At 67.1% G+C, this 26,014-nt stretch carries 26 protein-coding genes; 23 read left to right on the forward strand and 3 right to left on the reverse strand.

Annotated elements, in window-relative coordinates; genetic code table 11:
* Positions 1-49 precede the first annotated feature (49 nt).
* Both AB0B25_RS10725 and AB0B25_RS10730 read right to left on the reverse strand, forming a co-directional pair.
* Positions 50-904, reverse strand: a complete 855-nt coding sequence (locus AB0B25_RS10725; RefSeq protein WP_357177002.1) for an IS5 family transposase — start codon at positions 902-904, stop codon at positions 50-52.
* A gap of 241 nt (positions 905-1,145) precedes the next feature.
* On the reverse strand, positions 1,146-1,799 hold the full coding sequence (locus AB0B25_RS10730) for a DUF4272 domain-containing protein (protein WP_357177003.1): 654 nt from the start codon (positions 1,797-1,799) through the stop codon (positions 1,146-1,148).
* A 650-nt stretch (positions 1,800-2,449) separates the two neighbouring features.
* On the opposite strand from AB0B25_RS10730, the gene AB0B25_RS10735 reads away from it, so the two are divergent.
* From AB0B25_RS10735 to AB0B25_RS10835, 21 genes are all read left to right on the forward strand, one after another.
* Positions 2,450-3,031, forward strand: a complete 582-nt coding sequence (locus tag AB0B25_RS10735; protein ID WP_357177004.1) for a flavin reductase family protein — start codon at positions 2,450-2,452, stop codon at positions 3,029-3,031.
* 1 nt (position 3,032) lies between these two features.
* Positions 3,033-3,629 (forward strand): UbiX family flavin prenyltransferase, encoded by a 597-nt coding sequence (locus AB0B25_RS10740; protein WP_357177005.1) that lies wholly within the window; start codon positions 3,033-3,035, stop codon positions 3,627-3,629.
* On the forward strand, positions 3,626-4,144 hold the full coding sequence (locus AB0B25_RS10745) for a hypothetical protein (RefSeq protein ID WP_357177006.1): 519 nt from the start codon (positions 3,626-3,628) through the stop codon (positions 4,142-4,144). The genes AB0B25_RS10740 and AB0B25_RS10745 overlap by 4 nt, the downstream gene beginning before the upstream one ends.
* Positions 4,144-4,695, forward strand: coding sequence for a MarR family transcriptional regulator (locus AB0B25_RS10750; protein ID WP_357177007.1), 552 nt, complete (start codon positions 4,144-4,146; stop codon positions 4,693-4,695). The genes AB0B25_RS10745 and AB0B25_RS10750 overlap by 1 nt, the downstream gene beginning before the upstream one ends.
* 328 nt (positions 4,696-5,023) lie before the next feature.
* A complete protein-coding gene (locus AB0B25_RS10755) occupies positions 5,024-5,905 on the forward strand; it encodes an ABC transporter substrate-binding protein (RefSeq protein ID WP_357177008.1) in 882 nt (293 codons plus the stop codon).
* Entirely contained in the window at positions 5,902-6,630 is a 729-nt protein-coding gene (locus tag AB0B25_RS10760) for an isochorismatase family protein (protein ID WP_357177009.1), read from the forward strand. The genes AB0B25_RS10755 and AB0B25_RS10760 overlap by 4 nt, the downstream gene beginning before the upstream one ends.
* 22 nt (positions 6,631-6,652) lie before the next feature.
* On the forward strand, positions 6,653-7,360 hold the full coding sequence (locus AB0B25_RS10765; protein ID WP_357177010.1) for an isochorismatase family protein: 708 nt from the start codon (positions 6,653-6,655) through the stop codon (positions 7,358-7,360).
* Positions 7,357-8,208, forward strand: a complete 852-nt coding sequence (locus tag AB0B25_RS10770) for an ABC transporter ATP-binding protein (protein ID WP_357177011.1) — start codon at positions 7,357-7,359, stop codon at positions 8,206-8,208. Before AB0B25_RS10765 ends, AB0B25_RS10770 begins: the two co-directional genes overlap by 4 nt.
* Entirely contained in the window at positions 8,205-9,029 is an 825-nt protein-coding gene (locus AB0B25_RS10775) for an ABC transporter permease subunit (RefSeq protein ID WP_357177012.1), read from the forward strand. The genes AB0B25_RS10770 and AB0B25_RS10775 overlap by 4 nt, the downstream gene beginning before the upstream one ends.
* On the forward strand, positions 9,026-9,802 hold the full coding sequence (locus tag AB0B25_RS10780) for an ABC transporter permease subunit (protein WP_357177013.1): 777 nt from the start codon (positions 9,026-9,028) through the stop codon (positions 9,800-9,802). Before AB0B25_RS10775 ends, AB0B25_RS10780 begins: the two co-directional genes overlap by 4 nt.
* A gap of 16 nt (positions 9,803-9,818) precedes the next feature.
* Positions 9,819-11,387, forward strand: a complete 1,569-nt coding sequence (locus AB0B25_RS10785; protein WP_357177014.1) for a UbiD family decarboxylase — start codon at positions 9,819-9,821, stop codon at positions 11,385-11,387.
* Positions 11,388-12,158: 771 nt separating this feature from the next.
* Entirely contained in the window at positions 12,159-13,643 is a 1,485-nt protein-coding gene (locus tag AB0B25_RS10790; RefSeq protein ID WP_357177015.1) for a 4-hydroxyphenylacetate 3-hydroxylase N-terminal domain-containing protein, read from the forward strand.
* A complete protein-coding gene (locus AB0B25_RS10795) occupies positions 13,643-14,572 on the forward strand; it encodes an ABC transporter substrate-binding protein (RefSeq protein ID WP_357177016.1) in 930 nt (309 codons plus the stop codon). The genes AB0B25_RS10790 and AB0B25_RS10795 overlap by 1 nt, the downstream gene beginning before the upstream one ends.
* A 23-nt stretch (positions 14,573-14,595) precedes the next feature.
* Complete coding sequence (locus AB0B25_RS10800; protein WP_357177017.1) at positions 14,596-15,282, forward strand: DUF2848 family protein; 687 nt, start codon at positions 14,596-14,598, stop codon at positions 15,280-15,282.
* Complete coding sequence (locus tag AB0B25_RS10805; RefSeq protein WP_357177018.1) at positions 15,279-15,623, forward strand: cupin domain-containing protein; 345 nt, start codon at positions 15,279-15,281, stop codon at positions 15,621-15,623. The genes AB0B25_RS10800 and AB0B25_RS10805 overlap by 4 nt, the downstream gene beginning before the upstream one ends.
* Positions 15,624-16,326: 703 nt before the next feature.
* The gene (nadD, locus tag AB0B25_RS10810; RefSeq protein WP_357177019.1) at positions 16,327-16,965 is read left to right on the forward strand and encodes a nicotinate-nucleotide adenylyltransferase; all 639 of its coding nucleotides are present in this window, start codon (positions 16,327-16,329) and stop codon (positions 16,963-16,965) included.
* 28 nt (positions 16,966-16,993) lie between these two features.
* Complete coding sequence (gene rsfS / locus AB0B25_RS10815) at positions 16,994-17,407, forward strand: ribosome silencing factor (protein WP_357177020.1); 414 nt, start codon at positions 16,994-16,996, stop codon at positions 17,405-17,407.
* A 61-nt stretch (positions 17,408-17,468) separates the two neighbouring features.
* Positions 17,469-18,128, forward strand: a complete 660-nt coding sequence (locus AB0B25_RS10820; protein WP_357177021.1) for a histidine phosphatase family protein — start codon at positions 17,469-17,471, stop codon at positions 18,126-18,128.
* A 760-nt stretch (positions 18,129-18,888) separates the two neighbouring features.
* Positions 18,889-19,629 (forward strand): diglucosylglycerate octanoyltransferase, encoded by a 741-nt coding sequence (gene octT / locus AB0B25_RS10825; protein ID WP_357177083.1) that lies wholly within the window; start codon positions 18,889-18,891, stop codon positions 19,627-19,629.
* Positions 19,630-19,632: 3 nt separating this feature from the next.
* Positions 19,633-20,475 (forward strand): DegV family protein, encoded by an 843-nt coding sequence (locus tag AB0B25_RS10830; RefSeq protein WP_357177022.1) that lies wholly within the window; start codon positions 19,633-19,635, stop codon positions 20,473-20,475.
* A gap of 157 nt (positions 20,476-20,632) precedes the next feature.
* Positions 20,633-21,121 (forward strand): GNAT family N-acetyltransferase, encoded by a 489-nt coding sequence (locus AB0B25_RS10835; RefSeq protein WP_357177023.1) that lies wholly within the window; start codon positions 20,633-20,635, stop codon positions 21,119-21,121.
* Positions 21,122-21,483: 362 nt separating this feature from the next.
* On the opposite strand, the gene AB0B25_RS10840 is transcribed toward AB0B25_RS10835, so the two are convergent.
* A complete protein-coding gene (locus AB0B25_RS10840) occupies positions 21,484-21,999 on the reverse strand; it encodes a hypothetical protein (protein ID WP_357177024.1) in 516 nt (171 codons plus the stop codon).
* Between the two features lie 82 nt (positions 22,000-22,081).
* Here AB0B25_RS10840 and AB0B25_RS10845 point away from each other — a divergent pair, with 82 nt between their 5' ends.
* Together AB0B25_RS10845 and AB0B25_RS10850 are read left to right on the forward strand one after the other, a co-directional pair.
* Positions 22,082-23,086, forward strand: coding sequence for a ComEA family DNA-binding protein (locus AB0B25_RS10845; RefSeq protein ID WP_357177025.1), 1,005 nt, complete (start codon positions 22,082-22,084; stop codon positions 23,084-23,086).
* Positions 23,083-26,010 carry a ComEC/Rec2 family competence protein gene (locus AB0B25_RS10850; RefSeq protein WP_357177026.1) on the forward strand — a complete coding sequence of 976 codons (2,928 nt, stop codon included), beginning with the start codon at positions 23,083-23,085 and terminating at the stop codon, positions 26,008-26,010. Before AB0B25_RS10845 ends, AB0B25_RS10850 begins: the two co-directional genes overlap by 4 nt.
* Positions 26,011-26,014 lie beyond the last annotated feature (4 nt).

Here is a 26,014-nt window from a genome sequence, read left to right on the forward strand (position 1 = left end):
CGTAGACGTATCGAAATTACCTCTCTGAGAGGGCGTCTGAATGCTGACGTTAGTGGTCTCCGGCACGGGCGAGTCGGCGGGACATGGTCATGATCATGGCTATGTAGACCATGGCTTCGTGGTGTTCGGGCAGGGTCTCGTAGTCACGGACGCAGCGTCGGTGTTTGGTGATCCATCCGAATGTTCGTTCGACGACCCAACGCCGGGGCAGGACCAGGAACCCGCTGGTCTTGTCGGTGCGTTTGACCACCTCCAGGGTCAACGACAGGACCTTGTGGGCCCAGAGGACCAGGCGACCCGCGTAGCCTCCGTCGACCCAGAGGTGCGACACGGTGGAGAAACGGGCACGCAACGCCACCAGCAGCCGGTGGGCTCCGTCGCGGTCCTGGATGTGCGCGCCGGTGACCACGACGGCCAGGAGCAGCCCCAGGGTGTCGGTGGCGATGTGTCGTTTGCGGCCCTTGGTCTTCTTGCCCGCGTCGTAGCCGGCGCTGTCGGAGGGGACGGTGTCGGCGCCGCGTACGGTCTGGGAGTCGACGATCGCGGCGGTCGGCAGCGGGTCGCGTCCGGCGCGTACCCGGACCAGGTCACGCAGCGCGTCGTGGATCTTGTGCCACACAACGTTTTTGGTCCAACGGCGGAAGATGTCGTAGACGGTCGTCGCGGGCGGGAAGTCGTGGGGCATCTGCCGCCACGCGATCCCGCCGCGGACGACGTAGAAGATCGCGTCCAGCACGAGGCGGCGGGGGTGTTTCTCCGGTCGCCCGCCGTTGCCGGTGGTGTTGCCGGGCGGCGGGAGCAGTGGCTCCAGCACCGCCCATTGGGCGTCGGTGATCGACGAGGACGGGTACGACGAGCGCTCCGAAGGCCTGTCGGGCGACTCGCGGTGGGTCGGGCATGACAAACACTGGCAGGCAAGCGACACTGGCACACGAGCTCCTGGTCGGACCGGGTTTGGCGTGAGAACCACCAGTCCTACCGGGAGTTCACCCATTCTTCGTGCGCCACACGCCGCCCCGCCTCAGTTCTCAGACGCCCTCTGAGGCGTCGACCGTGAACGAGCCAAGGTCGTCTTGCCGGTCGCTGGAATGAGCCGGGCGGGACGACCTTTCGGATAAGAGACCGTCTCGTCTAGTCCTTGTCCTCTACCTCGAATCGACTACGTCGTCTTCGTCTTCGTCTTCATCCCATTCCGAATCGTCCGCGCATGCGATCCAATACAACGCGTAGTATCGTTCCTCCACCACCTGTGCGTCGATATGGTCCATGACTCCTTGGCAGAGGCGTAGCGCCAGATAGTAGTGAAGCTCTTCCACTATCTCCTGCCTCGGGCGGAGTGTGGCTTTCTGGATAAACGGCTGCAATGGCTCGCCCAATCCGGGCAAGTGGTCGATCACCGATGAGCCATCTATTCTTTCATCGGGCTCGATCATGCTCGGAATCGCTCCCGAAGCCCACAGGAGTACGTAGAGGGACTCGGCTCGCCAGGTCAGCAGATTCGTTTGCATTGTCTGCTGTCGCCACAGCATCTCCGCTTCGGGCAACTCGGTCAATGCGAATGCCCATTGTTCTCGCTCGGTCAGTTCATGCAGGAAATTCTCTTCCTCCATCCATTCCTTGACCTCCCGGGGGTCGCGGTGGAAAATGACCCCGAGCAATGCATGTAGCGCGATTATTCGTTTGGCTATTTCGGTGGGGGAGCGGACGTGGACGGAAAAAACCTCGTCGATTTCAGGAAGGTGTTCCGCTTTCAATCTCACGCCGTGCTGTTCCAATCGAATTCGTGTGGACAGCGTCATTGCACACCTCTCTGTCAACTCGCATCGATAATGCGTGCCGGTGGGTCTGTTGTCGGTGATCGAGGGGGTGTTCGGTGGGGTCTGATTGTGGGTTGCCGGGCGCGATGAGGCCACCTGCCACCTGTTTCGCCAGGTGGGGCGGGTTTCCAGGTCCGGTTGGTCGGTCGGGTCGAGTGGACGGTGGGGTTGGGGTCAGCTGGCCCAGTCGACGAGATCTGTTGTGGCCGAAAGTATTTCAGCTAGTCGGCATGGCGTGGAACGCGTGGCGGGGCGGATTGCGTTACCCGGCGATACTTCACCTGTGAAGTGCCTTCCAGTCAGGTTTATGGAACCGTGGAGAGCCATTATGCCTGCAGGACAAGCATTTTCGCGTCTCCCCTGCTCTGGCCAGCGAACTTCGCGGAGATTCACGGTTCGGCACTGTCACGCAACCGCCTGTCGACCACTCTGGGTTGGCTTAGGTAGGGCTCGAACGGCAGCGCTCGCTCTCCTCGGGGTGGTGAGTGCGATACGCCATTCGGCAGTCAGGTTTGGGGCCCGGACGCCGGGCAACTGGTAACCCCGGCAATGATCAGGGGCATCTACGCCAACTACTTGTCTCAAGTACGGTACTTATATATACTTTCTCCCAGTCGTTCTAGGGAGGACTCATGCAGTTACGGGCAGTCGATCTCGATCGCACCGGTTTCCGCTCGGCGCTGGGCCGCTTCGCGTCGAGCGTCAACGTGATCTCGATGTGGGACGAGGAGGGCGGGCCTATCGGCATGACCGCGACAGCCTTCTCTTCGGTCTCCGACGATCCGTTGCTGGTGCTCATCTGCGTCAATCGTGCCACCCGGACCTACGGGCACATCACACGTGGCGGCCGGTTCGGCGTCAACATTCTCGGATCGGCGGCAGTCTCCATCTCGAACCACTGCGCGCGACCGGGTTCGGACAAGGGCCTGGCCCCGGAGTGGCTGGCGACGGACGCGGGATGGTCATCCCCGGCCCTGAAGGATGCCCTTGCCTTCCTGGATTGCACGGTCGACAGCGATACCTCCGCAGGTACGCACGCAATCCTGGTGGGCAGAGTGACAGGGGTCGGCATTGCGACCCACGGCGAGCCGTTGCTCTACTTCGGTGGTCGTTACCAGCAGCTGCGCCCCGAAGTGCAGTACCGCTCGCCGCTTCCGCTTCCGATCGCCTGGGACGGCGGGGACCCGGCGGTCCTGGCGGCCGTGGCCTCCTGAGATGGGAACTGTCGGGCGACTGATCGTCGGCCTCACTGGTGCGTCCGCTCCGATCCTCGCAATCAGGACATTACAAGCGCTGCGCGCGTCTGAAATCGAGACCCATCTCGTGATCTCCCGCGGAGCGCGCCGGACCCTCGCGCTGGAAGAACCCGCATGGGGTCTGGCCGACGTCGAGGCGCTGGCCGACTTCGTGCACCGACCGGAGGACATGGCTGCGCCGATCGCCAGCGGTTCGTTTCGGGTGCGCGGCATGGTCGTCGTCCCATGCTCGATGAACACCCTCTCGCACATCGCCCACTCCGCCACGCCGGACCTGGTGGCGCGCGCCGCGGACGTGACCCTCAAGGAACGTCGCCGGCTCGTGCTGGTCCCGCGAGAGAGTCCACTGCACCTCGGCCATCTTCGCAACCTGCTGGCGGCGACTGAACTCGGCGCGATCGCGGTGCCTCCGGTCATCGGGACCTATTACAAGCCACACACCGTGCTGGACGTGGTCGACCACGTGGTGGGACGCGTCCTCGACCTCTTCGACATCGAACACGATCTCGTCAACCGCTGGAATGGGCCGCCGCAGAGCCCCGGAGGTGGTATGTGACCGGGACGCGACTGGCCGCGGAACACCTCGCCGACCTGACTGCCTCTGCTCAGCCTCGCGACCAGGCGCTGCTGCTGTTGTCGGTGGATGAAGCGGGGCCGCCGCGGGTCGCCCTGCTGAGCCGCGCCGAGGTGCACGTCGTCGCTGACGATTTGCTGCTGGTGGCGGTGTGGTCTGGTAGTCGATCGGCGACCAATATCGAGCGCTCCGGCGCGGCCACCTTGTTCTGGGTCGTGGACGGGGCCGCGGTGTCGGCCTCATTGCGGTGTACCGATAGCGGGCACCTCGCCGCGGCGCCATCGGGAGACCTGGCAGGACACGCGCTGCGCGCGCTCACTCTCCGGGTTGTGGACGTGCGTGTGGACGAGGTCCGTTATGCGGAACTGACCGCACCCCTGATGTTTGCGGTCCACGAACCCGAGGAGATAATGTCCCGCTGGGAGGATGTCGCAAGGCGCCTCGGCGCCGTCGCGCTGAGCCTCCAGGATGGTTCCGATTCGAGGGGGGGTGGCTGATGGACGACGGGGCACTGCGGGCGTACACGACCTGGTCGGACATCGGGGCGAGCCAGCGGGAGACCGAGTTCCGCTCCTACGCGTTCAACATCGCCGAAGCGCGCTACGTGATGCGTCGGGTCACCCGGATCATCAACGAGGAAGCCAAGAAACGCGGTTTCGATCCGCTGCAGCACCAAGCATTGCTGCAAACCTACGGCATTCGTGAAGGTGAGCAACTGACTATCAGTGGGCTCGGCGAGCGGCTCGATGTTCCCGCGGCCTTCGCCTCACGGCTGGTCCGTAAGCTCGAGAGCGAGGGTTACGTAACCCGCATGCATTCCGAGCGGGACAAGCGAGTCACCTTCGTCCAGGCCACAGACGCCGGCGTACGCGTGCTGCGTGACATCGACGAGCAGGTGCATCGCCACGTGGCCTACTTCCAGCATTCCCTCAGTGAACACCAGCGCATTGCGGCGCTGTCGATCTTCGCGTTCTACGTGGGGATCGACGCGGAGTCGCCGATCGCCGAGGCGCTGCGAGATGGTCGCATCCAACCGGAGAACGCCTGATTGCTGCCCTGGGCGCGAGTTCGCCCTGGTACGTGGTGTGTCGGTGTCTCTTCCGCACAGAGAGCGCGGCACAGCAACTAGCCAAAGTACTTGACTTGAGTCTAGTACTGAAGTTAGCGTCTTCTCTCATTAGTGAGGCGTGTTACACGCCCAGCATGAGGAGAGGTACGCAATGGAGCACCGAGGACCCAGTGGTCCGTTCGGCAGGCTCGCGTCGCGGGGGATCCTGACGCGGCGACGCGCTCTGGCCCTCGTGGCCGCAGCCCTGGTTCCGGCACTCGCGGCCTGTGGGAGCGGATCGTCGGGTACGTCCGGTCCATCCGACACAGTGAGAGTCGCGATCGCGCCCACCGGCACCGCGTTGCCGGTCGTCGTCGCCGACAAGCAGGGCTTCTTCAAGGCGCAGGGCCTGAAGGTCACCTTCCAGGTATCGAACGTCTCGATCTCGGACCAGCTCGCGACTCTCGGCAGACAGTTCGACGTCGCGATGGGCACGCAGCCGGCGCTGATCACCGCTGCCGCCCATCGGATCGCGCTCGCGAACATCACCGGCGGCGCGATCGATTCGAAAGCCAACCCGCAGACCGACTTCGTCACCTCGGCCGCCAGCGGTATCAAGTCCTACGCCGAGCTGGAGGGGAAGAACCTCGGGGCGCTCTCGCTCACCGGCAACATCCACTACGCGGTGCTGAACGCGGCCAAACAGGCTGGTGCGCCGTTGGACAAGGCCAATTGGGTCGTCGGTACTGTGCCGCAGTTGCCGGACACTCTTCGGGCGGGCCGGGCCGACGGCATCGAGGAGATCGAGCCGTTCGCGAGCATGACGGTCGCGAACGGCGGGGTCTCTCTCGGTTCGCCGTTTCGCTCGCTCGGCGACGAGGCGTTCCTCGGTATCTTCCTCGCGTCCAAGGGCTGGGCGGACGCCAACGAGGAGACGGTACTGAAGTTCAACACCGCGTTGTCCCAGGCCGCGGACTGGATCAAGGCGAACCAGGCCGATGCTCTGGAACTCATGGGCACCTACACGGGTGCCAGCAAGGCGGTACTCGCCAAAACCCGGATCCCGGACTATCGGTTCCAGACGACCGCGGCCGATCTCGCGTCGGTCCAGGGCGCCGACACCGAGACCTGGATCGAGTTGCTCCGGGAGTTCGGGAATTTCAAGGGTCGTGTGAGTCCCGCCGACGTCCTGCCGGGGTGGGCGAAATGACCCGGCCCGACGACGTCATCCGCAAATGGGAGGCGCACTTTCCGCGCGAGGAGCTGGAAACACTCGCGAAGGCCGGCTACGGTAACCGGCTCGGCTTCGGGGCCCGACCCGCGCTGCTGGTCGTCGACGCGACCTACAGCTTCTGTGGCGCCGAACCGCTGCCCATACTTGACGCGATCGAGGTCAACCGGCGTTCCTGCGGTGACCGGGCGTGGGCAGCGCTCGGACCGATCCGCGAGCTGCTGAACGCCGCCCGGGCCGCGGCAGTGCCGATCGTGTTCAGCACGATGCGAGATCCCGCCAGTCCCGCTTACGAGCCGGGATTATGGGGGGCCAAGAACACCCGCGGTGTCGAGGACGGTGGCACGGGCGGCGACGGCAGGGACAACGAGGTACTCGACGAGATCGCCCCGCGGGAGGGTGAACTGGTGCTTGCCAAGGACAAGCCGAGTATCTTCGCCGGCACCGGGCTCGCGGCATATCTGATCGCCCGTGGGGTCGATTCCCTGATCGTATGCGGCGGCACGTCGAGCGGCTGTGTATACGCGACCGCGGTCGACGGCTTTTCCCACAACTACCGGGTGACGGTCGCGCGGGACGCCTCGTTCGACCGGGTCGACACCCCACATTGGGCGGCCCTGCTGGATATCGACATGAAGTACGGCGACGTTGTCGACACGGGCGAGGTGCTCGAACACCTCGCCACGCTGCGGCCCGGCGCATGAGCCACGGACGAGAGGAACAACCATGGCAGACCTTGTACAGGTCCCGGACTGGCGGACGGTCTTTCCCGAAGATGAACGCCGCATCTACGAGGCCGCGCGCTTCGGCGGCCTGCTCGAGCCGGGCAGTCGGCCCGCCGTCATGGTGATCGACGTGGTCGAGTCCTTCGCCGGCCGCGCTGGCGAGAGCATCCTCGACGCTATCGAGGAATACCGGACAAGCTGTGGGCCCGCGGGCGAGGGAGCGATCGACGCGATCGCAACGCTGCTCGATCTGGCTCGCGAGACCGACGTGCCGGTCGTTTACACCAAAGGAAGTGTCGTCGACAAGTTCCACGCGGGCGACTCGGTCAAGGGCACCCGCCCGGACGAGATCGCGAGCGTCTACGGCGCCCCGATCGTCTCGCGGATCGCGCCGTCGGAGTCGGACTACGTACTGGAGAAGACCAAGGCGTCGGCGTTCTTCGGCACTCCGATGACGTCTTTCCTGCAGCGACACGGCGTGGACACTCTGCTGGTCTGCGGCACGTCGACCAGCGGGTGCGTGCGTGCGTCGGTCGTCGACGCGTTCTCACACGGCTACCGCGTGTGGGTGGTGGAGGACTGCGTTTTCGACCGCGCACCGACATCGCACGCGGTGAACCTCTACGAAATGAACCAGAAGTACGCTTCGGTCGTTACGCTGGACGACGCTCGCCAGTACCTCCGTGTGGTCGCGAAGGGGCAAGCATGAGTGCCCCGAGACACCGCGTCACCGCGGCCAATTCGACGTCGGTCGCGGATTCGGCAACCACCGGAGTGACCATTGAGTGTCGCGATGTGTGCATCGACGTCCCGACCGACACCGGTCCACGACGGATCGTCGAGGGACTGGACCTGCGGATCGAGGCGGGCGAGTTCGTGTGTGTGCTCGGTGCTTCCGGCGTCGGCAAGACGACGGTGCTGCGGGCACTCGGTGGACTGGTCGCCCCGACCGAGGGCTCGGTGCTCGAGATCGACGGCATCCCGGTGGACGGCCCGCCGTCCGCCGGCGTGATGGTGTTCCAGAACTACGCGTCATCGTTGCTGCCATGGCGGTCCGCCCTCGCCAACGTCGAGCTGCCGTTGGAGAGCACGGTCCGCGATCGTGGCGTGCGCCGGGAACGGGCGATGGAGGCGCTGCGACTCGTCGGGCTTGACGACCGGCATGGCGCTTACCCCGCACAGCTGTCGGGCGGCATGCAGCAACGGGTGCAGATCGCGCGTGCGCTGGTCGTTCGGCCGCGGGTACTGTTCATGGACGAACCCTTCGGCGCACTCGACGCCATGACCAGGGAAGGCCTGCAGGACGAGCTGCTGCGCATCCACGCGCAGACCTCGATGACGGTCGTATTCATCACCCACGACATCGAGGAGGCTGCCTACCTGGGCACCCGCCTCGTCGTGCTCGAAGGTAGGCCGTCGGCCGTGGGGCACGACCTGCGCAGCATGCTCGGGCCCGACCGGGACCAGGTCGCCACCAAGGAGTCCGCCGAGTACCTGCGACTGCGGCACAAGCTGTACGCCGCGGTGCGAGGCGAGCGGAGGGGTGAGGCACGGTGAGCGCTCAGATCGCGGTGGTCTCCTCGGCCGGGGCTGTGCCGGAGCAGCCGACTCGCCGCCATCGGCGGCGGTGGCTCAACCTGCCTGGGCTCGGGCTTTTGGTGGCGCTGGCCGTGCTGTGGGAGGTGCTGGCTCGCACGGTTCTTCGTTCGTTCGAGAACTTCGTGCCGACCTCGGAAATTGTCCGCGCGTTCGGTGAGCTTGCCAGGCAAGGCGACTTGGCCGCGCAGATCGGGCACACTCTCAGCGTCACCATGATCGGCTGGGCGGTGTCCACTGCGGTCGGTGTGGTGATCGGCGTCTGGCTGGGGCTGTCCGGAGCCGCCTGGCGCTGGTCGATGGCCAGCGTCGAGGTCCTCCGGTCGCTGCCGTCCATCGCGTTCGTGCCGATCGCGCTCCTCGTCTTCGGGTTCTCGCAGGAAATGGAGCTCATGCTGATCATGTACGTGTGCCTGTGGCCGGTGCTGATCGCCACGATCGAGGGCGTGCGCGGGGTACATCCGGGCCTCATCGACACCGCCCGCACGTTCAACCTCGGCCGGGTGCAGGTGTGGCGCAGCATCGTGCTGCCCGCGGCCGTGTCGCGGATCCTCGTCGGCGTCCGGCTGGCTCTCGCCCTCGCGGTCTCCCTCGCCGTGATCGCCGAGATGCTCGGCAACCCCGAGGGCCTGGGCTTCGGAATCGTGTTCGTACAGCGCGGTTTCCAGCCGGGGCAGGTTTTCGCCTACTTGTTCACGATCGGGCTGGTCGGCTGGGCGCTGAACGCGCTGTTCACCGGTGCGGTGCGGCTGCTGGCGCCGCGGTTTGCGGGGTCGCTGTGAGTGGCGCGGCACAGGCGCGACAGCGGCGGCGCACGTCCGGGATCCCGCCGCTTCGGGGGTTGCTGCCACTGGTGGTGCTACTCGTCCTGTGGCAGCTGCTGGTCTCGCCCGACGATCCCTACTTCCCCCCACCGAGCCGCTGGTTCGCGGCGCTCGGAGATCTCGGTACGGCGGGTGCGCTGTGGCCCTCGATATTCACCACTCTGCTGAGCTTCGTGCTCGCTCTGCTGATCTCCGTCGTGGTCGGTGCCGCGCTGGGTGTCGCCGTGGGTCGCGCTCCCGTCGCCGACCGAGTCCTCGGTCCGACCTTCGAATTCATCCGGACGATCCCGGCCGGCGCGATGGTGCCGGTCGCGGTGTTGGTCATCGGCTACACACGCTCGATGACGGTCGCCGTCGTGGTCGTGACGTCACTGTGGCCGGTGCTGTTGGCCACTCGCGCGGCTGCTCGCGAGCTCGATGGCGCTCGGCTGGAGGCGGCTCGGGTGATGCATCTGGGCCGGTTCGAGACCTTCCGCAAGATCGTGCTGCCCTCCCTGAGCTCGAGCATCGTGCTGGGCCTGCAGATCACCGCCCCGCTGGCACTGATCATCACCATCGTCGTCGAGCTGATCACCCAAGTCGATGGGATCGGCAAGCAGATCAGCCTCGCCCAGTCCCAGTTCCAGAGCGAGACGGTGTACGGGCTGGTGGCTGTCACCTGTCTGATCGGGCTCGCTGTCAACCTGGTGGCTGCGGTCGTTGCCCGTGCTACCCGTCGCTATGTCGCCTGAGCCGAGGAGGGACCGCATGACCTACCCGTACGAGGATTTCCGTGGCTACCTGAATTCACTGGAGGAGTCGGGCCTGCTCGTGCGGGTCGCCGCGCCGGTGGACAAGGACACCGAGTTGGTGCCGTTGGTCCGCCTACAGTTCCGCGGACTGCCGGAGGACAGGCGCCGGGCCTTCCTGTTCGAGAATGTGACCGATAGCCGGGGCAGGCAGTTCGACGGCGGGGTGGCGATCGCCACCTTCGCCGCGTCGCGCCGCGTCTACGCCCACGCGCTCGGTGCCGATCTGGATCGGCTCGGTGAGGTCTGGCAGCGGGCGCTGTCCGAGCCGATCGAGCCCGAGATCGTCGAGACAGGGCCGTGCAAGGAGCGGATTCTGCTCGGAGATGAGATCGTGTCCTCGGGTGGGGTCGACGCGTTTCCCCATCCCATCTCGACGCCCGGCTTCGACAACGCGCCATTCCTGACCTCGCCGTACTGGGTCACCAAGGACCCGGAGACCGGCGAGTACAACGTCGGAACCTACCGCGGCATGATCAAGGGGCCGGGTCTGGTGGGCCTGCAAATGGACACCCCGAGCCAGCACATCGCCATCCACCTTCGCAAGGCGCGGAAACTGGGGAAACCGCTCGAGGTCGCGGTGGTGCTCGGCGCCGTCCCTGCGGTCGGCCTCGCCAGCGTGCAGAAGGTGCCGTTCGGGGTAAGTGAGTACGCGGTCGCGGGCGGGTTGATGGGCCGCCCACTGGAGGTCGTACGCTGCGAGACAGTGGACCTGGAGGTTCCGGCCACGGCGGAGATCATCCTGGAGGGCCGGATCGACCCGACGCATCTGGAGCCGGAGGGCCCGTTCGGCGAAGCCAGCGGATACATGGGCCCGCGCACATTGTCGCCGGTGCTGGAGCTGACCGCGATCACGCATCGGGAGCGGCCAGTGGTGCAGGCGTTCATCAGCGAGTTTCCGCCCAGTGAGTCCACGCTGATGCGCAAGATCGGGTTCGAGAACGTCTATCGGCGGTTCTTGCAGCAGTCCTGCAATATCTCCTCGGTCGTCGACGTGACCTTCTACGAGATGGCAACCTGCAACATGTTCTTCGTCATCCGCATGAAGGACCCGTCACCGGGCCAGGCGTGGCAGGCGCTGTATGCCGCCTCGGGGTACGAGCCTTCGATGGGTAAGTACATTGTGGCAGTGGACGACGATGTCGATCCGTCCGATCTGGGGTCGGTGGTGTGGGCACTGAGTTTCCGCACGCAGCCCGCGCAGGACGTGAAGGTCCTCGGGGACAAGTTGCCCCGGCTCGACCCGTCGATGCCGCTGCCGCTCGGTGCGGATCCGGTGGCGAGCGGTTCGGCCATGCTCATCGACGCGACCCGGTCGCACCCGTTCCCGCCGACGTCACTGCCCGCTGAACCGTACATGGACGCCGCACTGCGGCGCTGGAACGACCTCGGCCTCGGACCCCTTGATCTCGCCGCCCCCGTCCACGGCTATGAACTAGGAGATTGGACGGAAGAGAATCGCGAAGAGGCGGCATTGGCCGTACTGGGCCGCTATCTGGAGACGGGTGCGAAGTTGCACGGCGCGTGAGTCCGGGCGGGGGCCGGGCGTGAGACGGCCCCAGCGCGTTCACGCCGGCGTCACCGGCGCAGCCGAACCATGGGGTTGGTGTCGCGGACCGCGCGACGACCGCCGCTGGGTCGAGGTCTGCGATGCGCCCCTCATGTTGTCCGGCGCGGGCCAGCACCCGGCTCGCCGGGTCCACGCGCCGCCGACCCTGGCTGGCGGTGTGTGGTCGGCAGCGACCAAGTAGCAGGTGTCCTCGATCGCCCGAGCCGGGCGCAAGGGTGGTCCAGTGATCCTGCCGTGGGCCGGTAGACCTGCTACGACCTGCGCTTCCCGGAAATCGGCCGGTGGCTCGTCGACGCGGGGCCGATCTGCGCGCGCCATAGGCGTCGTAGCGGTGGATCTTGCGGTGAACCAGTAGTGGGGACTGGCCAACCGTCGCGACCTGGTTGTTGGCGACGCGTTGGTCTGGGGCCGTCGTTGCCTCGACCATGCCTGCCATGAGCCGTGTTCGGCGGCCAGCGCGCAGATCGCCCGAACAAATGAACCATCGAGCATCAAGGTCAGCGTCCGGCTCGGTGGTCGGCGCGAACCGGGCGATGACGACGCGGACAGCGCGCTCCGGCTGGCATGGGAGTGCTCTTGACGACCGGGACGGCGACGATGACGAATACAGCATGACGTAGATGAAGTATCTAAACACTTGACTTAAATAAGATATTTTGGTTGCCTGTTCTTGTTGAATATTGATCTCGGGCGGGCAAGACCTGCTCATGGGACGAGGAGGGACGGGCGATGACCCGGTCTGGCAAGGACTACATCTCGGGCCTGAAGGACGGGCGTCGGGTATTCATCGACGGCGAATACGTCTCCGACGTGGCCGCGCACCCGGCTTTCGCCGGTGCCGTCGCGTCGATAGCGAACGTTTACGACAACGCCAACGCGCCCGCGAACCGCGAGGTCATGACCTACCCGTCGCCTGCCACTGGCGACCCGGTGAATCTGTCGTTCCTGATTCCGCGCAGCGAGGACGACCTGCGGCGCAGGCGGACCGCGTTGCGTCTCTCGGCCGAGACAACCGCAGGACTGATGGGCCGGGGCCCCGAGCACGTGGCGGGGTTCCTCGCCGGCTGGGCCGGGCGGGCGGACGTCTTCGCCGAGGGTGGGGATCGGTTCGCCGCGAACATCACGGCGTTCTACGAGCACGTACGTGACAACGACCTCTACTGCAGTTACGCGATCGTGCCGCCGCAAATCGACCGCAGCAAGCCCGCTCACCAGCAGGCCGATCCGCACCTCTATGCCGGTGTCAAAGAAGAGCGCGAGGATGGCATCGTGCTGGCCGGCGCACAGATGCTCGGCACCGGTGCGGCGATCTCGGACTACCTGATCCTCTCCTGCATCGTGCCGTTGCGGGAGGGGGATGAGAACTACGCGATTTCGGTCGCCATCCCGCTCGGCGCGCAGGGACTGAAAGTCTATTCGCGGCGCAGCTACGCCGAAGGCGCTACCAGCGTCTTCGATTACCCGCTGGCCAGCCAGTTCGACGAGACCGATGCGCTGATCGTGCTCGACGACGTCTTCGTGCCCTGGGAGCGGGTCTTCGTCTTCCGCAACCGCGATGTCCTTTCCGGTTCCTGGAACCGCACTCCCGCGCACCTGCTGGGCAACAACCAGGCACAGATCCGCTTTTCGGTGAAACTCGACCTGCTCACCGGGCTGGCGCAACGCGTCGCGGCGATGAATGGCTCGGACACATTCCCGCCCGTCCGCGGCACGCTCGGCCAGTTGGCCGCGCACGCGGCCATGGTGAGCGGGCTGGTCGCGGCCCAGGAGCAGGAGTGCGAGATCGATGAGCACGGCGTTGCCTGGCCCGCCCGCACGCCCAACTTCGCCGTCCAGACCCTGCAGTCGGAGTTCTACCCGAAGTTGCTGCAGATGGTCCGCGAGTTGTGCGGCGGCGGGGTCATCCAGCTACCGTCCGACATCCGCGACTACGACAACCCGGAGGCCGCGGCCGACCTGGAACGTTACGTCCAGTCACCGGGCTGGAGCAGCGTTGAGCGGGTCAAACTGCTCAAGCTGGTCTGGGACCTGGTCGGCTCGGAATTCGCGGGCCGGCACGAACAGTACGAGATGTTCTACGCCGGGGCCCCATTCCTTGTCCGCACAAGGATGGCGCAGGTCTACGATTTCGCCGCTGCGGAGGCATTGGTGGACCGGGTGATGAGTACCTACGACCGGTCCGGCCGGATCGCGTCGGACGGATCGGCAGCCTGATGGCAGGATTGCGAATCGGAGTACCAGACCTCGTCTCCCCGTCCTATTTCCCCGCGATCGCCGCGGTCGAGCTGGGCCTGCTCGCCGACGAGGGTGTCGAGGGCACGATCGAGCTGGTCTTCCCGGTCACCGATGCGGCTACGTCGCTGCGCGACGGTCGTTTGGACCTGCTGGCCGGGGCCGCGCACGCCCCGCTCTACGCGTTCCCTGGCTGGCAGAACGCCCGGCTGGTCGCCGCGATCTCCCGCAACACTTACTGGTTCCTCGTGGTGCGGTCGGATCTCGGCGTCGCGCGTGGCGACTTGAAGGCACTACGCGACCTGCGGATCGGTGCTGCTCCCGGAGTCGATGAGGGACTCCGGCAACTGCTCGTGCGCTCCGGTGTGGACTTGGCCGGGCAGGGCCTGCGGATCGGGCCGATACCGGGGGTCGCGCCGGGGACGATCTCGTTCGGCGTTGCGGCCGCCGAGGCGCTGGCCGACGGCCGGGTGGACGCCTTCTGGGCCAATGGGATGGGCGCACAGGTCGCGGAGTCGACCGGGACCGGGACAGTGGTCGTCGACGCTCGCCGCGACGGAGGCCTCGGCTCGAGGCTCACCTTCCCCGCGATCTCCACCACTCAGGACCTGATCGCCCGGGACCCGGCAGTGGTCGCCGCAGTCGTGCGCGCACTCGGCCGGGCCCAGCGGGTCCTTGCCGATGACCCGGAGCGGGCCACCGAGGTCGGCCGTCGGCTCTTCCCGCCGCGGGAGGCCGGGTTGATCGCCGAACTCGTCCGTCGGGATGCGCCGTGGTACGGGACGGAGATTTCCCCCGAAGCGGTCGCAGGCCTGAACGCTTTCGGCCGGCACGCCGGCCTGCTGGCGCATGACGTCGCGTTCGATGACGTCGTGGTCACCGATCTCGTCTCGTCCGGAACATCCCGGTGAGGCCCGACCCGACAGGAGCCGTCATGTCCGCACCACTTGTCCTCGCGATCGCGGGAACGGACGAGACGCTGGTCTTGACCGAGTTCGACCTGGTTGTCGCCGGATACACCGGGCGCGACGAGGCAGCGGTCCGCGAACACGTCGAGGAACTCGCCGCGATCGGAGTGCCCGAGCCGGACTCGGTGCCCGCTTTCTACCCGCTCGACCGCTCGCTGGCCGTCGTCGCCGACGAGATCACCGTGACCGGGGCCGGGACTTCCGGTGAGGTGGAACCGTTGCTGGTCCGGACCGGCGGCCGGCTCTATCTCGGCGTCGCGTCCGATCACACGGACCGCGAGCTGGAGCGGACGACCGTTGCCGGATCGAAGGCCGCCTGCCCCAAGCCACTCGGCCCGACGGTGCTGCCGCTGCCCGCCGACCTCGACTGGGATTCCGTCGCGGTGCGGTCCAGCGTCGACGGCCGGCCTTACCAGGACGGGTACTTGCGAGCGCTGCGCATCCCGACGGAGGTGCTCGCCCTGTACCTCGCGGCGGGAGATGACGGCCGCGACGTGGTCTTGCTCGGCGGGACTGTTCCGGTGATCGGCGGGGATTTCGTCATGGGTGCCTCCTGGGAGATGACTTTGCGGCCCGCCGGCGGGCCGGCACTCGAACTGAATTATCGCGTCGCCGTCGCCGATGTCGGCGCTGCCGAAGGAGCAAAAGCATGACCAAGCCCGAGATCGAGTTCACTCCGGTCGAGAAGACGGACTTCACGCTGTGCAGCGGGCACGTGCCCGAACTGACCGAGCGGATCCTCGCGACCGACCCGGAAACCGGGACCGCGACTCGGATCCTGCGGTTCGCGCCCAACACCGACACCACTCCGAACGGCGTGCAGGTCCACGACTTCTGGGAGGAGGTCTACATCCTGGAGGGCGAGATGACGGATCTCCGACTCGGCCAGACCTTTTCCGCCGGCCAGTACGCGTGCCGGCCCCCGGGCATGGCGCACGGGCCCTGGACGAGTGGTCCCCAGGGGTGCCTCACCTTCGAAGTCCGCTACCGGTGATTCCGCTTGCCGGGCCGCGCATCGCCGCGGACGCAGTGTTCGAACTGTGCGATGCGCGGCTGTGCGCGTGTCGGCGCGGTCGATTTCAGCGAAGACCGGCATCCCAGCACCTATAACCCTGACCGGCAGCTGCCTGAGCGGACCCGGGGAATTCGATGTCGAGACAGGGTCGTTACTCAATTTCGGGACTGGGTCCCGAAGTGCTGTGCCACGACTGACAGCTGGGAATGACTCGACTAGCCGAAGGCTGGCCGGAGCGTTCGTGAACCTTCGATGTCGAGCGGGTATGGTGCACGAAAGTGCCTGTCCTGCAAGGAATGAGGACGCGTAGAATCCCTGATGCCCGATCGGGACAGTGTCCGGTTTTACGATCGAAAGAATCCGACTGGCCGAGCTGATCTCCACCCGGGGATGGGACCGCTGACGTGCGGGCGGTGAGTGCGGCAGCCAGAATTATCGGGAACCCCGGTAACGGGGCGGTGTTGTGGTGTGCCTTCTGACCTGGATTTCAACGGGTCGCTGGGTATCGGGGAAGCGCGATCGTCTGGCCCCGGATGCTCGTGTCGGCAGCCCCGACGCCGAGCGCCAAGTCATCCTGCGCAGTCTGGGCAAGGTGTCCGATGTGGGGCTGTCGTTCACTGGTGGCGTCTGCTCCGCTTACCGCCCCGAGGGGGTCGGAACCGACCCACTAAACTCGGCAGTCATGCACGGTACAGGTCGGCGCCGCAAGCTCGGTGTGATGGGCGGTACGTTCGACCCCATCCACCATGGTCACCTGGTCGCCGCCAGCGAAGTCGCGAACCGCTTCGACCTGGACGAAGTGATCTTCGTCCCGACCGGCCAGCCGTGGCAGAAAGCGGATAAGCAGGTCAGCCCGGCCGAGGATCGATATTTGATGACCGTGATCGCGACCGCATCCAACCCGCGGTTCTCGGTCAGTCGTGCCGACATCGACCGTGGCAAGGTCACCTACACGGTCGACACCTTGCGAGAGATGCACACGCAGTGTCCCGATGACGAGCTGTACTTCATCACCGGTGCGGACGCGCTGGCCAGTATTTTGACATGGCAGGATTACACGGAACTGTTCGAACTGGCGAAGTTCGTCGGGGTGAGCCGTCCGGGCTATGAACTCAATACCGATCATCTCGAGGAGCATCTACGGGATCTTCCCGCCGATGCCGTGACCATGATCGAGATCCCGGCATTGGCGATCTCGTCGAGCGAATGCCGTCGCCGCGCCGCCGAGAATCGGCCGGTGTGGTACCTGGTCCCGGACGGCGTAGTGCAGTACATATCGAAGCGGCACCTGTATGTGCCCGGAGCAGCGGAAGGTAGCTGAGCGTGAGCGAGCGCAGCGAGGTGCGGGGATGAGTGCGTCGAGCGAGTCGGTCGAGATGGCGCAGGTCGCGGCGCGGGCGGCAGACGAGAAGTTGGCCTCCGATGTGGTGGTGCTCGATGTGTCCGAGCAGTTGGTGATCACCGATTGCTTCGTGATCGCGTCCGCGCCGAACGAGCGCCAGGTGAACGCGATCGTCGACAATGTCGAGGAGAAACTCCGTGCTGCCGGGCACAAGCCAGTTCGGCGCGAGGGCACCCGCGAAGGCCGGTGGGCGCTGCTGGACTACGTCGATATCGTGGTGCACATTCAGCACAATGATGAGCGCAATTTCTATGCGCTGGAACGTTTGTGGAAAGACTGCCCGGTCGTGCCGGTCGAGGGGATCACCGGCGCCTCGCCGGAGCCACACGCGGGTGCGGCGGCCAAGGACCACAGCCGGTGAGCGAACGAATTGTCACAGCAGCACGGTTCGGCGTGCGACCGGTCATCGGCGAGGCGAGACAGTGAACAAATACGCCGGCGTGCGCACCCTGATCCTGTTGCGTCACGGGCAAACCGAATGGAACGCCGCCGACCGGATGCAAGGGCAGATCGACACCGATCTCACCGAGCTGGGCCGCAGGCAGGCCAAAGAGGCAGCCCGCGAACTGGTCTCGCGCAACGCGATCGCGATCGTGTCCTCGGACCTGCGCCGAGCCTTCGACACCGCGTCTACGCTGGCCGACCATACCGGGCTGACCGTCGTCGCGGACGCGCGACTGCGGGAGACCAACCTCGGTGACTGGGAGGGCTTGACCCACCTCGAGGTCGATGCCGACTACCCGGGTGCGCGCGTCGCATGGCGGCTGGACGCGAGATACACCCCGCCGAACGGCGAGAGCAAACTCGAGGTCGGTGCGCGGTCGCTGCCGGTCGTGCGGGAATTGCTTGTCCAGCGGCAAGACTGGCCCGGCCGGACTATTATCCTGGTGGCGCACGGCGGGCTGATCGCTTCCCTCACGGCTGCGCTGCTCGACCTGCCGCCACAGAACTGGCCGATTCTCGGAGGACTGGCCAACACCAGTTGGGTGCAGCTCAGCAGCCACGGCCCGAGTATCGAACAGCCCGGCTGGCGTCTGGATGTGTGGAACGCAGCGGCGAAGGTAGCACCCGATGTCCTCTGAAGAACCGATCAGATCGGTCCCGGATGAACTGTTCCGGAAGGTGTCGGCGAAGGCCGAACGACACCTCCCCGACGCGTTGTTCGGCGGCCCGCCGCCGCCTCGGCGGGAGCCCGAGGCTCGGCCCGAGGTGACATCGGCGATCGCGGCGGGGGATTCGGGTGCGGCGGACCGATCGCCCGTCGCGGAATCCGACGGGACGCACGCGGAGAGTGACGCAGCGGTCGCGCAGACTGCCGCGCCGTCCGCGGAAGACGTCGGTTCCGCCGGTACGGACCGCGGGACCGCCACCGTGGCGGAGTCGGCGGTTCGTGCCGACGGCGCCGGTGTCGCGGGACCTGACGCCGGCGCGCCTGCCGATGTGGCCCACGCCGAAACTGCTGCCGACGCCGAGTCGGTCGTCGCGGAAGCCGGTGCGCAGCATGCCGTGACCGGGTCGCCGGACGATCTGTCCACGGCGATCGATTCCGATACTCCGGCAACCGGTTCCACCGCAATCGCAGGCGCCGAGGTCGGCTCGCCCACCGCGGCGGTCCGGTCCACCGATGCGGACATCGCCAGCCCCGTGCGGGCCCCTGTGGACGCCGAGTCCGCGGCCGACGTGGTTGCCGCCACTGGTGTACATGTCGACGTCGACGTCGACGTGACTGTCGACGCGGACGCCGACGTGACTGTCGTCGCGGACGCGGAGACTATCGTCGACGCGGTTGTCCCGGAAGTCGAGGCCGTCGCGGCTCGGTCCGCCGCGCCTGCGGCGGAATCGATGGTCGCGGACGAGCCCGCCGAGGTGCGGGAATCCCCGCGCCCGGTGCTGCTGGTGATCGCCGACTCGCTCGCCTATTTCGGTCCCCAGGGTGGGCTGCCCGCCGATGATCCGCGAATCTGGCCGAACCTGGTTGCCGCCGAACTGGATTGGGATGTCGAGCTGGTCGCGCGGATCGGCTGGACCTGCCGCGACGCCTACTGGGCGTTGATCGGTGATCCGCGGGTGTGGGCTGCGGTGCCGCGCGCGGGCGCGGTGGTCTTCGCGGTCGGCGGTATGGACACGCTGCCTTCGCCACTGCCGACTGCCTTGCGCGAGCTGATTCGTTACGTGCGTCCGCCCGCGCTGCGCCGCATCGTTCGCGCCACCTATCACTGGTTGCAGCCGAAACTCGCGAAACTCGGCCGCCCCGTGGCGCTTCCGCCGAAGGTGAGTGTCGCTTACCTGGAGCAGTCGCGCACCGCGGTGACGCAGCTGCGGCCAGATCTGCCGGTTGTCGCGGTGCTTCCCTCGGTGCACAACTGCGCCGCCTACGGGCGCGTGCACTCCGGACGGGAGCGTGCGGTCAAGGCAGTGCGGGCTTGGTCGGGGCGCACCTCGGTGCCGCTGGTCGATCTGGGTGAAGCGGTGCGCGACAACATCTTCTCGGGTGCGGCGAACCCGGACGGCATCCACTGGGGCTGGGACGGGCACACCGCTGTCGCCAACTCGATGGTGAAGACCCTGCAGGAGGTTCGGTAGTCCGTGGGCGTTGTGGTCGTCACCGATTCGTCGGCCAGCCTTCCTGCCGAACATCTCAATGCGCTGAACGTCGCCGTCGCGCCGCTGCATGTCCTGGTCGGTGACCGATCGATCAGGGAGGGTGTCGATTCGGTCGACATCGACTACGCCGCGGATACCGTGACCACCTCGGCGGCGTCGCCGGGCGAGCTGCGCGCGGTCTACGAGCGGGCGCTGGCCCGCAGCGGCGGCGACGGTGTCGTCGCGGTGCATCTTTCCCGGCAGCTGTCCGGAACCTGGGAGGCCGGTCGGCAGGCCGCGCGCGACCTGGACGCCGCCGACCGGGTGCGCCTGGTCGACTCGCTGGGTGCCGGGCTCGGGACCGGGCTGCCGGTTCTGGCCGCCGCGCGGCGGGCGCAGGCCGGTGCGTCGCTGGACGAGGTCTACGACACCGCGGTCGCCGCTTCCACCGGCGCCCGGTCGTTCATCCTGGTCAACCGAACCGAGCAGTTGCGTCGCGGCGGCAGGCTGCCGTCGTCGGCGGCCTTCTTCGGTACGGAGCTGGTCAGCAAGCCGCTCCTGCAGATGGTCGAGGGGCGGCTGGAGCTACGCGAGAAATTGCGTACCCGCTCCAAGGCGTACGCGAAACTCGTCGCGGCGGCGGTCGACGCGGCAGGCGAGGATGGTGCGTCGGTTGCCGTGCAGCACCTCGGCGCCGAGGAGGCGGCACACACCATCGCCACTCAACTGCGTGAACTCGTCCCCGGCGTCCGGGAACTCCTCGTCGCGGAATTCGGCCCGGCGCTGGCGGTACACCTCGGGCTCGGCGCGGTCGGCGTCGTCGTTCTGCCCGGCGTCGGCGCCTGACCAGCGGCACTGCGTCTCGTCGAGGGTTCTTGCGCGGCTGTGATGGTCGCCGCCCCGCATACGTGGTGCTGGGTGACGGCGAAGTAGCCCGCTGGGCGCCACAATCCGGGTGATCCGAACCCGGGCGCAGTGCCGAACGTGCGGCTAACGTCGCGGCATGACGAGTTCCGCGTTACCGTCGATCCGTCCCGCGCTGACGGTGTCCTCGGTCGACTGGGAGCATCCCGACGCGACGACCTTGCGCGCGGAGATGGCCGCCGAGGTGGGCCCGCGCTACCGCGATCTCGGGAACGGAGTGCACGCCGCAGCGAATGCGGTCGATCCCGCCACCGTGCACCGCACTTTCGTCGCATATTCGGACGAGCCGGTCGGCCACGCCGCGATCCGATGGAACGCCGACGATCTCGAGGTCAAGCGGATGTTCGTCCGTCCCGCGCACCGAGGTTCAGGCGCCGCGGCGTTGTTGCTCGGCGCCGCCGAGCGGGCCGCAGGCGCGGCCGGGCGTCCACGGCTCATCCTGCAGACCGGTCATCTGCAGCCGGAAGCTGTCCGCTTCTATGAACGCAATGGTTACTACCGGATTCCGATCTTTCCGCCATACGAGCCGCTGCCGCTGTCGAACTGTTTCGCCAAAGATCTGAGCTGACGCGTCGGCTCGGCGGGCCCCGCGCGCGACGCGGGGCAGGTTGCGAGTGCCTCCTCTCTTTCGGTTCGAGACAACTGGTAGGGCCCAGATCGCCCCGATCCGGCGGGTGGATGGGGCGTGCCGAAAAGTATTGATGTCCAACGATGCTGGTCGGACTTCGGAGGCGCTTCGCGACAGGTAGACCGCGACAGGCGCTCTCGACATCCCTCACCGCTCACTGTCGAGGGCCGTTCCCGATCCGATCGGCGCGCGGTGCGCCGATCGGATTCGGTCGCGGGACGGCGGCAGCCGTACGATCCCTGATTCGAATGGCATCTGTCGAGGTGCTGGTTGTCGTCGGGCTACCGCCGCCGGTGCGCCGACTACTCTTCGACGCGTTCGACGCGGCCGACCAACAGTACGTACGAGGCGATGCCGATCACCGTCACGACTGTCATGTAGAGGAACCCAGATGCGAAACTCTCGTCGGTGACGAGATAGCCGATGACAATGGGTGTCGCGATCGAGGACAGGTTGCCGATGAAATTGAACATCCCACCGGTCAACCCGATCAAGCGTTTCGGCGCGAGTGCCGAGACCAGCGACCAAGTGATCGACGCCAACCCGTTGCCGAAGAACGCGATCGAGAGAAACACGATCACCAGCGCGGTGGAGTCGATGAAATTCGCGCCCATCATCGCTGTCGTCAACAGCAGCCCGATGATGATCGGGCCTTTCCTGGCAACGCCGAGGGAGAATCCGCGACGCAACAGGAAGTCCGACAGCACCCCGGAGAAGAGCACCTCCGCAAACGAACCGTCGGTATGACGCCGCCGGCGCAGTAGGTCCGGCACGGTAGGCGATGACGTGCCGGCGTAGCTCGGGTGCGAGTTGTCCACAGTGCGGCGGTTATCAACAGGTTTATCGGATCAGCTGGTCGGGCCCATTCTTCAGCGGCGCGGCGGGACTACCGTCGCCGCCATGTCACGACAGGACGAACGCGAGCGAGTACGACGGCGGCTCGGCACGCTGACCGCCCGGATCGGTACGAGCACAGCGGCCGGCACCGCCGCCCCGGGTGACGGGTCGAGTGGCGGCGCGGCGAGTCGGCCGATCAGACCGGGGCGATGGGACCTAGAGCAATTGCCTGCCGACTCGGACCCCGGCGCGGCGGACGATCGTGTGGTCGGCGATGTGCGGTCGCCGGGCTGGCTGGATGAGCCGATTGCCGGACCGGGTTGGCGGAAACGTCTCGTGCCCGAAAGGTTTCGGGGAGTCCGCCTCGATCCGGGTCGGCGTGGTGTGCGCACGCTGGCGTTGGTCGGGCTGGCCGCGATGGTGGTCGCCGCGGTTGTCGCATTCCGCGAGCGGCCGATCGACCGATCGGTTGCTCCATTGCCCGCGATACGGTCGACGGCTGTCGCGCAAGTGCCTACGCCGGTTCCCGCGGCGAGTTCGGCCGCGGAACCCGGCGCGGCGATGGTGCACACCGATCCGGCCGTAACGACCGAGCTGGTCGTCAGCGTCGTCGGCCTGGTCCAGCGCACCGGTCTGGTCCGGCTTCCCACCGGATCGCGGGTCGCCGACGCCCTCGCCGCGGCGGGCGGCCCGAGCGACGGCGCCGACACCACCGGCTTGAACCTGGCTCAGCGCCTGTCGGACGGAGACCAAGTGCTGGTCGGCCCCGCCGGGTCGAGTCAGAGCCCGCCCCAGGTCGGCAGCACGACGGTCACCGCGGGCGACCGCCCGTTGTCCGGCTCGGCATCGGCGCCCGGCCGCACATCGAGCCCCGCGGCTAAGGTCGACCTCAACACCGCCTCCGAGTCCGACCTCGATGCCCTTCCGGGAGTCGGTCCGGTCACTGCCCGCGCCATCGTCGCCTGGCGTACCACCAACGGGCGCTTCACCTCCGTGACGCAACTCGGCGAGGTCGACGGCATCGGCCCGGCCCGCCTGGCGCGTCTGCGCGACCTGGTGCGGGTATGAGGGCCGACCGGTCGGGCGACGCGACTGACCGCACGGGCACTTCGGCTACGCACTCGGGCGAGGTCGACTCGACCGGTCGTACCGCCGGTCGCTCCCCGGCAGCCGGCGACGATCCCAGCGCCGCGCAGGTGCTCGATGCCAGACTATTGCCCGCGGCCCTGTGCTGCTGGGCCGCAACGATTGTGGCGCTGACAGCAGGCTGGCGGACCGGGGTGATGCTTGCCACCGCATTGGCGGTGTTGGCCATCGGTCTGTGGTTGTTGCTGCTGTGGGCGATCGCGCACCGGGATGAACGGTGGCGAGCCGTGGCGATCGTGGCGTTGGCAGCAGTGGTGCTCGGCGCGGGTTTCGCGGCGGCCGCGGCCTGGCGGCAGTACCGGGTGGCTATCCATCCGTTGCGGACGGCGTCGGAGCTGTCGCTGCATGTGGTGGTGTCCCCGACCGACGATCCGGAACCGCTGCGCGGCACGGGCATCGGCGGCGGACGGCAGTGGCTGGTCCGGGCGGATCTGCAGGAATACCAGCGCGGTGACACGCTTGTGCGGGCCGGTGGTGCGGTGGTGATCCTGGCGGCGGGAGAGGAGTGGGCCCAGGTGCCGCCCGGCCGGGCGATCGAGTTCCGGGCTCGGGTGGACCAGCCACGGCGAGCCGACCTCACGGTGGCGACGCTGCACGCTCAGGGGCCGCCGAAAGCCGTCGGGCGGTTGCCGTGGTGGCAGCGTATCGCGAGTTCGGTACGTGCCGATTTCACGACGGCGGCGGGACGGGCCTTGCCGGCCGATGCCGCAGGACTGCTGCCCGCGCTGGTCGTCGGTGATACCTCGGCACTGCCGGACTATGTACGCGAAGACTTCGAGATCGCGGGGCTGCAACACCTCTGCGTGGTGAGCGGGGCGAACTTCACCATTCTGCTGTCCGTCGTGTTGTTCGCCATGCGATTGCTCACGGTCGGTCCACGGACGACTGCGGCTGCCGCGGCGGCGGCGCTGCTCCTGTTCGTGGTCATCGCACGCCCGGACCCCAGTGTGCTGCGCGCCGGGGCGATGGGTGCGGTCACGGTGCTGGCTGTGATCACGGGTCGTCGGAAGCAAGCGCTGCCGGCGCTGTGCGCTGCCGTTATCGCGCTGCTTGCCCTGTCGCCTGGGCTTGCGGTCGGCGCGGGCTTCGCGTTGTCGGTGATTGCGACCGCGGGCTTGATCCTGTTGGCGCCCAGCTGGGCCGACTGGTTGCGTGCGCGGGGGTGGTGGCGTGCGCCTGCCGAGATGGTGGCTGTGTCCGCGGGGGCATTCGTGGTCACGATGCCGATCATGGTGGCGCTCACCGGGAAGATCAGCCTGGTCGCGGTGCTCGCGAATGTTGTTGTGGCACCGGTTATCGCGCCGATCACCGTCATTGGTGCGGGTGGCGCCGTGCTGTCGTGTGCCTGGGCGCCACTCGCCGACCTGGTCCTGCGTTGCGCCGCACCACCAACGTGGTGGTTGCTGCGCGTCGCCGAACACGCAGCCGGTCTCCCCGGCGCGTCTGTCACGGTAACAAGTGGTGTGACGGGCGGGCTCATCGCCGGCGTCCTCGTTGCGGTCGCGATCGCCGCCCTGCGCTCGCGGGTCGTACGCCGTTTCACTGCGGCGGTGGTGCTCGGCATGGCGGTGGTACTGATCCCGGTTCGCGTCTGGCATCCCGGTTGGCCGCCGACCGGTTGGATCCTCGCTGCCTGCGACGTCGGCCAAGGTGACGGCCTCGTCCTCGCGGTCGGTCCCGGCGCCGCCGTGGTCATCGACGTCGGGCCCGACCCGCGTCCGATCCGAACGTGTCTGGACCGCCTGCACATCTCGCAGATCCCCTTGCTCATCCTCACCCATCCGCACGCGGACCATATCGGCGGTCTCACCGGCGCCTTGCGCCACCGTGCGGTGGCGGCGATAGCCGTTGGTCTGCACGAACTCGACGGATTGCCACCAGCCTCCGCATCCGAACACGCGCCCGCGGCCGCTGAGGGCGAATCCGAATGCGCGTCGGGCGTTCCCGCAATACCGGCGGGTATTCAGCAGGGAGACAACGACGACCATGCGGGAAGCGATTCACGTCCGCTGGTACGGCCGGTCCCGGCACAGGGGCGAGTGCCCGATCCGCGCGATCATGCGATCGGGGATCGGCGAGGGCGAGTCAGCGATCGGCCAGAAGGCAGAGGTGGCCGATCCGATGGTGGGCGGGAGCGTGCGGTCGACGATGAGAGTGGGTGGGGTCGAGCCGGCGACCGGCCGACGCGCACGGCCGAGGTGATGATTGCGGGGGACCGGCGACCGACTGGGCGCGATACGTCGGTGCAGGTGCGCGGTCGGTGCCCGCTTATGGGGCCGGGATCCGGGTCGGAGGTGGGCCGAACCGGTGACGATCCGCGTGCGCCGGTGACCGGCTTGGTACAGGTGGCGGCCGTCGCCCGAAAGGCTGGGGTGCCATTACTGGAGCTGTCGGCCGGACACATGTTGAGTTTCGGTGCGGTCGAACTCGAGGTGCTGGCGCCCACCAGGAATACACCGCGGCCCATCCGCGGAGCCGAAGCGGACGACGCGAACGACCGCTCGGTGGTCGTCACCGCCCGAACCCCCGTCGGTCGCATTCTGCTCACCGGGGATATCGAAGCGCCGGCTCAGCTCGCGCTGATGCATGCCGGAATCCCTATCCAGGCCGAGATCCTCAAACTCCCACATCACGGATCACGGACAACCACAAAAGAATTTCTCACCGCCGTCGGCCCCCGCCTCGTGCTCGTCAGTGTCGGTGCCGATAACACGTTCGGTCACCCGAACCCCGCTGTCCTCGCGGATCTGTCCGCCCTCGGCGCGACGGTCGCGCGCACCGACCGTCGCGGCGACATTGCGGTCTTCGGCAATGCAGGAAGCCTGCGCATCGCGAGTTCACGGTGAGTAC

The sequence above is a fragment of the Nocardia sp. NPDC049190 genome (assembly GCF_040648115.1).
In the GTDB taxonomy this organism is placed as follows: Bacteria; Actinomycetota; Actinomycetes; order Mycobacteriales; family Mycobacteriaceae; genus Nocardia.

Coding starts and splice junctions, on each gene's coding strand:
- AB0B25_RS10800 (WP_357177017.1), top strand. CDS start 14,596: ATGTCCGCACCACTTGTCCTCGCGATCGCGGGAACGGACGAGACGCTG.
- AB0B25_RS10795 (WP_357177016.1), top strand. CDS start 13,643: ATGGCAGGATTGCGAATCGGAGTACCAGACCTCGTCTCCCCGTCCTAT.
- AB0B25_RS10805 (WP_357177018.1), top strand. CDS start 15,279: ATGACCAAGCCCGAGATCGAGTTCACTCCGGTCGAGAAGACGGACTTC.
- rsfS (WP_357177020.1), top strand. CDS start 16,994: ATGAGTGCGTCGAGCGAGTCGGTCGAGATGGCGCAGGTCGCGGCGCGG.
- AB0B25_RS10845 (WP_357177025.1), top strand. CDS start 22,082: ATGTCACGACAGGACGAACGCGAGCGAGTACGACGGCGGCTCGGCACG.
- nadD (WP_357177019.1), top strand. CDS start 16,327: ATGCACGGTACAGGTCGGCGCCGCAAGCTCGGTGTGATGGGCGGTACG.
- octT (WP_357177083.1), top strand. CDS start 18,889: ATGGTCGCGGACGAGCCCGCCGAGGTGCGGGAATCCCCGCGCCCGGTG.
- AB0B25_RS10740 (WP_357177005.1), top strand. CDS start 3,033: ATGGGAACTGTCGGGCGACTGATCGTCGGCCTCACTGGTGCGTCCGCT.
- AB0B25_RS10835 (WP_357177023.1), top strand. CDS start 20,633: ATGACGAGTTCCGCGTTACCGTCGATCCGTCCCGCGCTGACGGTGTCC.
- AB0B25_RS10850 (WP_357177026.1), top strand. CDS start 23,083: ATGAGGGCCGACCGGTCGGGCGACGCGACTGACCGCACGGGCACTTCG.
- AB0B25_RS10765 (WP_357177010.1), top strand. CDS start 6,653: ATGGCAGACCTTGTACAGGTCCCGGACTGGCGGACGGTCTTTCCCGAA.
- AB0B25_RS10770 (WP_357177011.1), top strand. CDS start 7,357: ATGAGTGCCCCGAGACACCGCGTCACCGCGGCCAATTCGACGTCGGTC.
- AB0B25_RS10735 (WP_357177004.1), top strand. CDS start 2,450: ATGCAGTTACGGGCAGTCGATCTCGATCGCACCGGTTTCCGCTCGGCG.
- AB0B25_RS10785 (WP_357177014.1), top strand. CDS start 9,819: ATGACCTACCCGTACGAGGATTTCCGTGGCTACCTGAATTCACTGGAG.
- AB0B25_RS10760 (WP_357177009.1), top strand. CDS start 5,902: ATGACCCGGCCCGACGACGTCATCCGCAAATGGGAGGCGCACTTTCCG.
- AB0B25_RS10750 (WP_357177007.1), top strand. CDS start 4,144: ATGGACGACGGGGCACTGCGGGCGTACACGACCTGGTCGGACATCGGG.
- AB0B25_RS10730 (WP_357177003.1), bottom strand. CDS start 1,799: ATGACGCTGTCCACACGAATTCGATTGGAACAGCACGGCGTGAGATTG.
- AB0B25_RS10790 (WP_357177015.1), top strand. CDS start 12,159: ATGACCCGGTCTGGCAAGGACTACATCTCGGGCCTGAAGGACGGGCGT.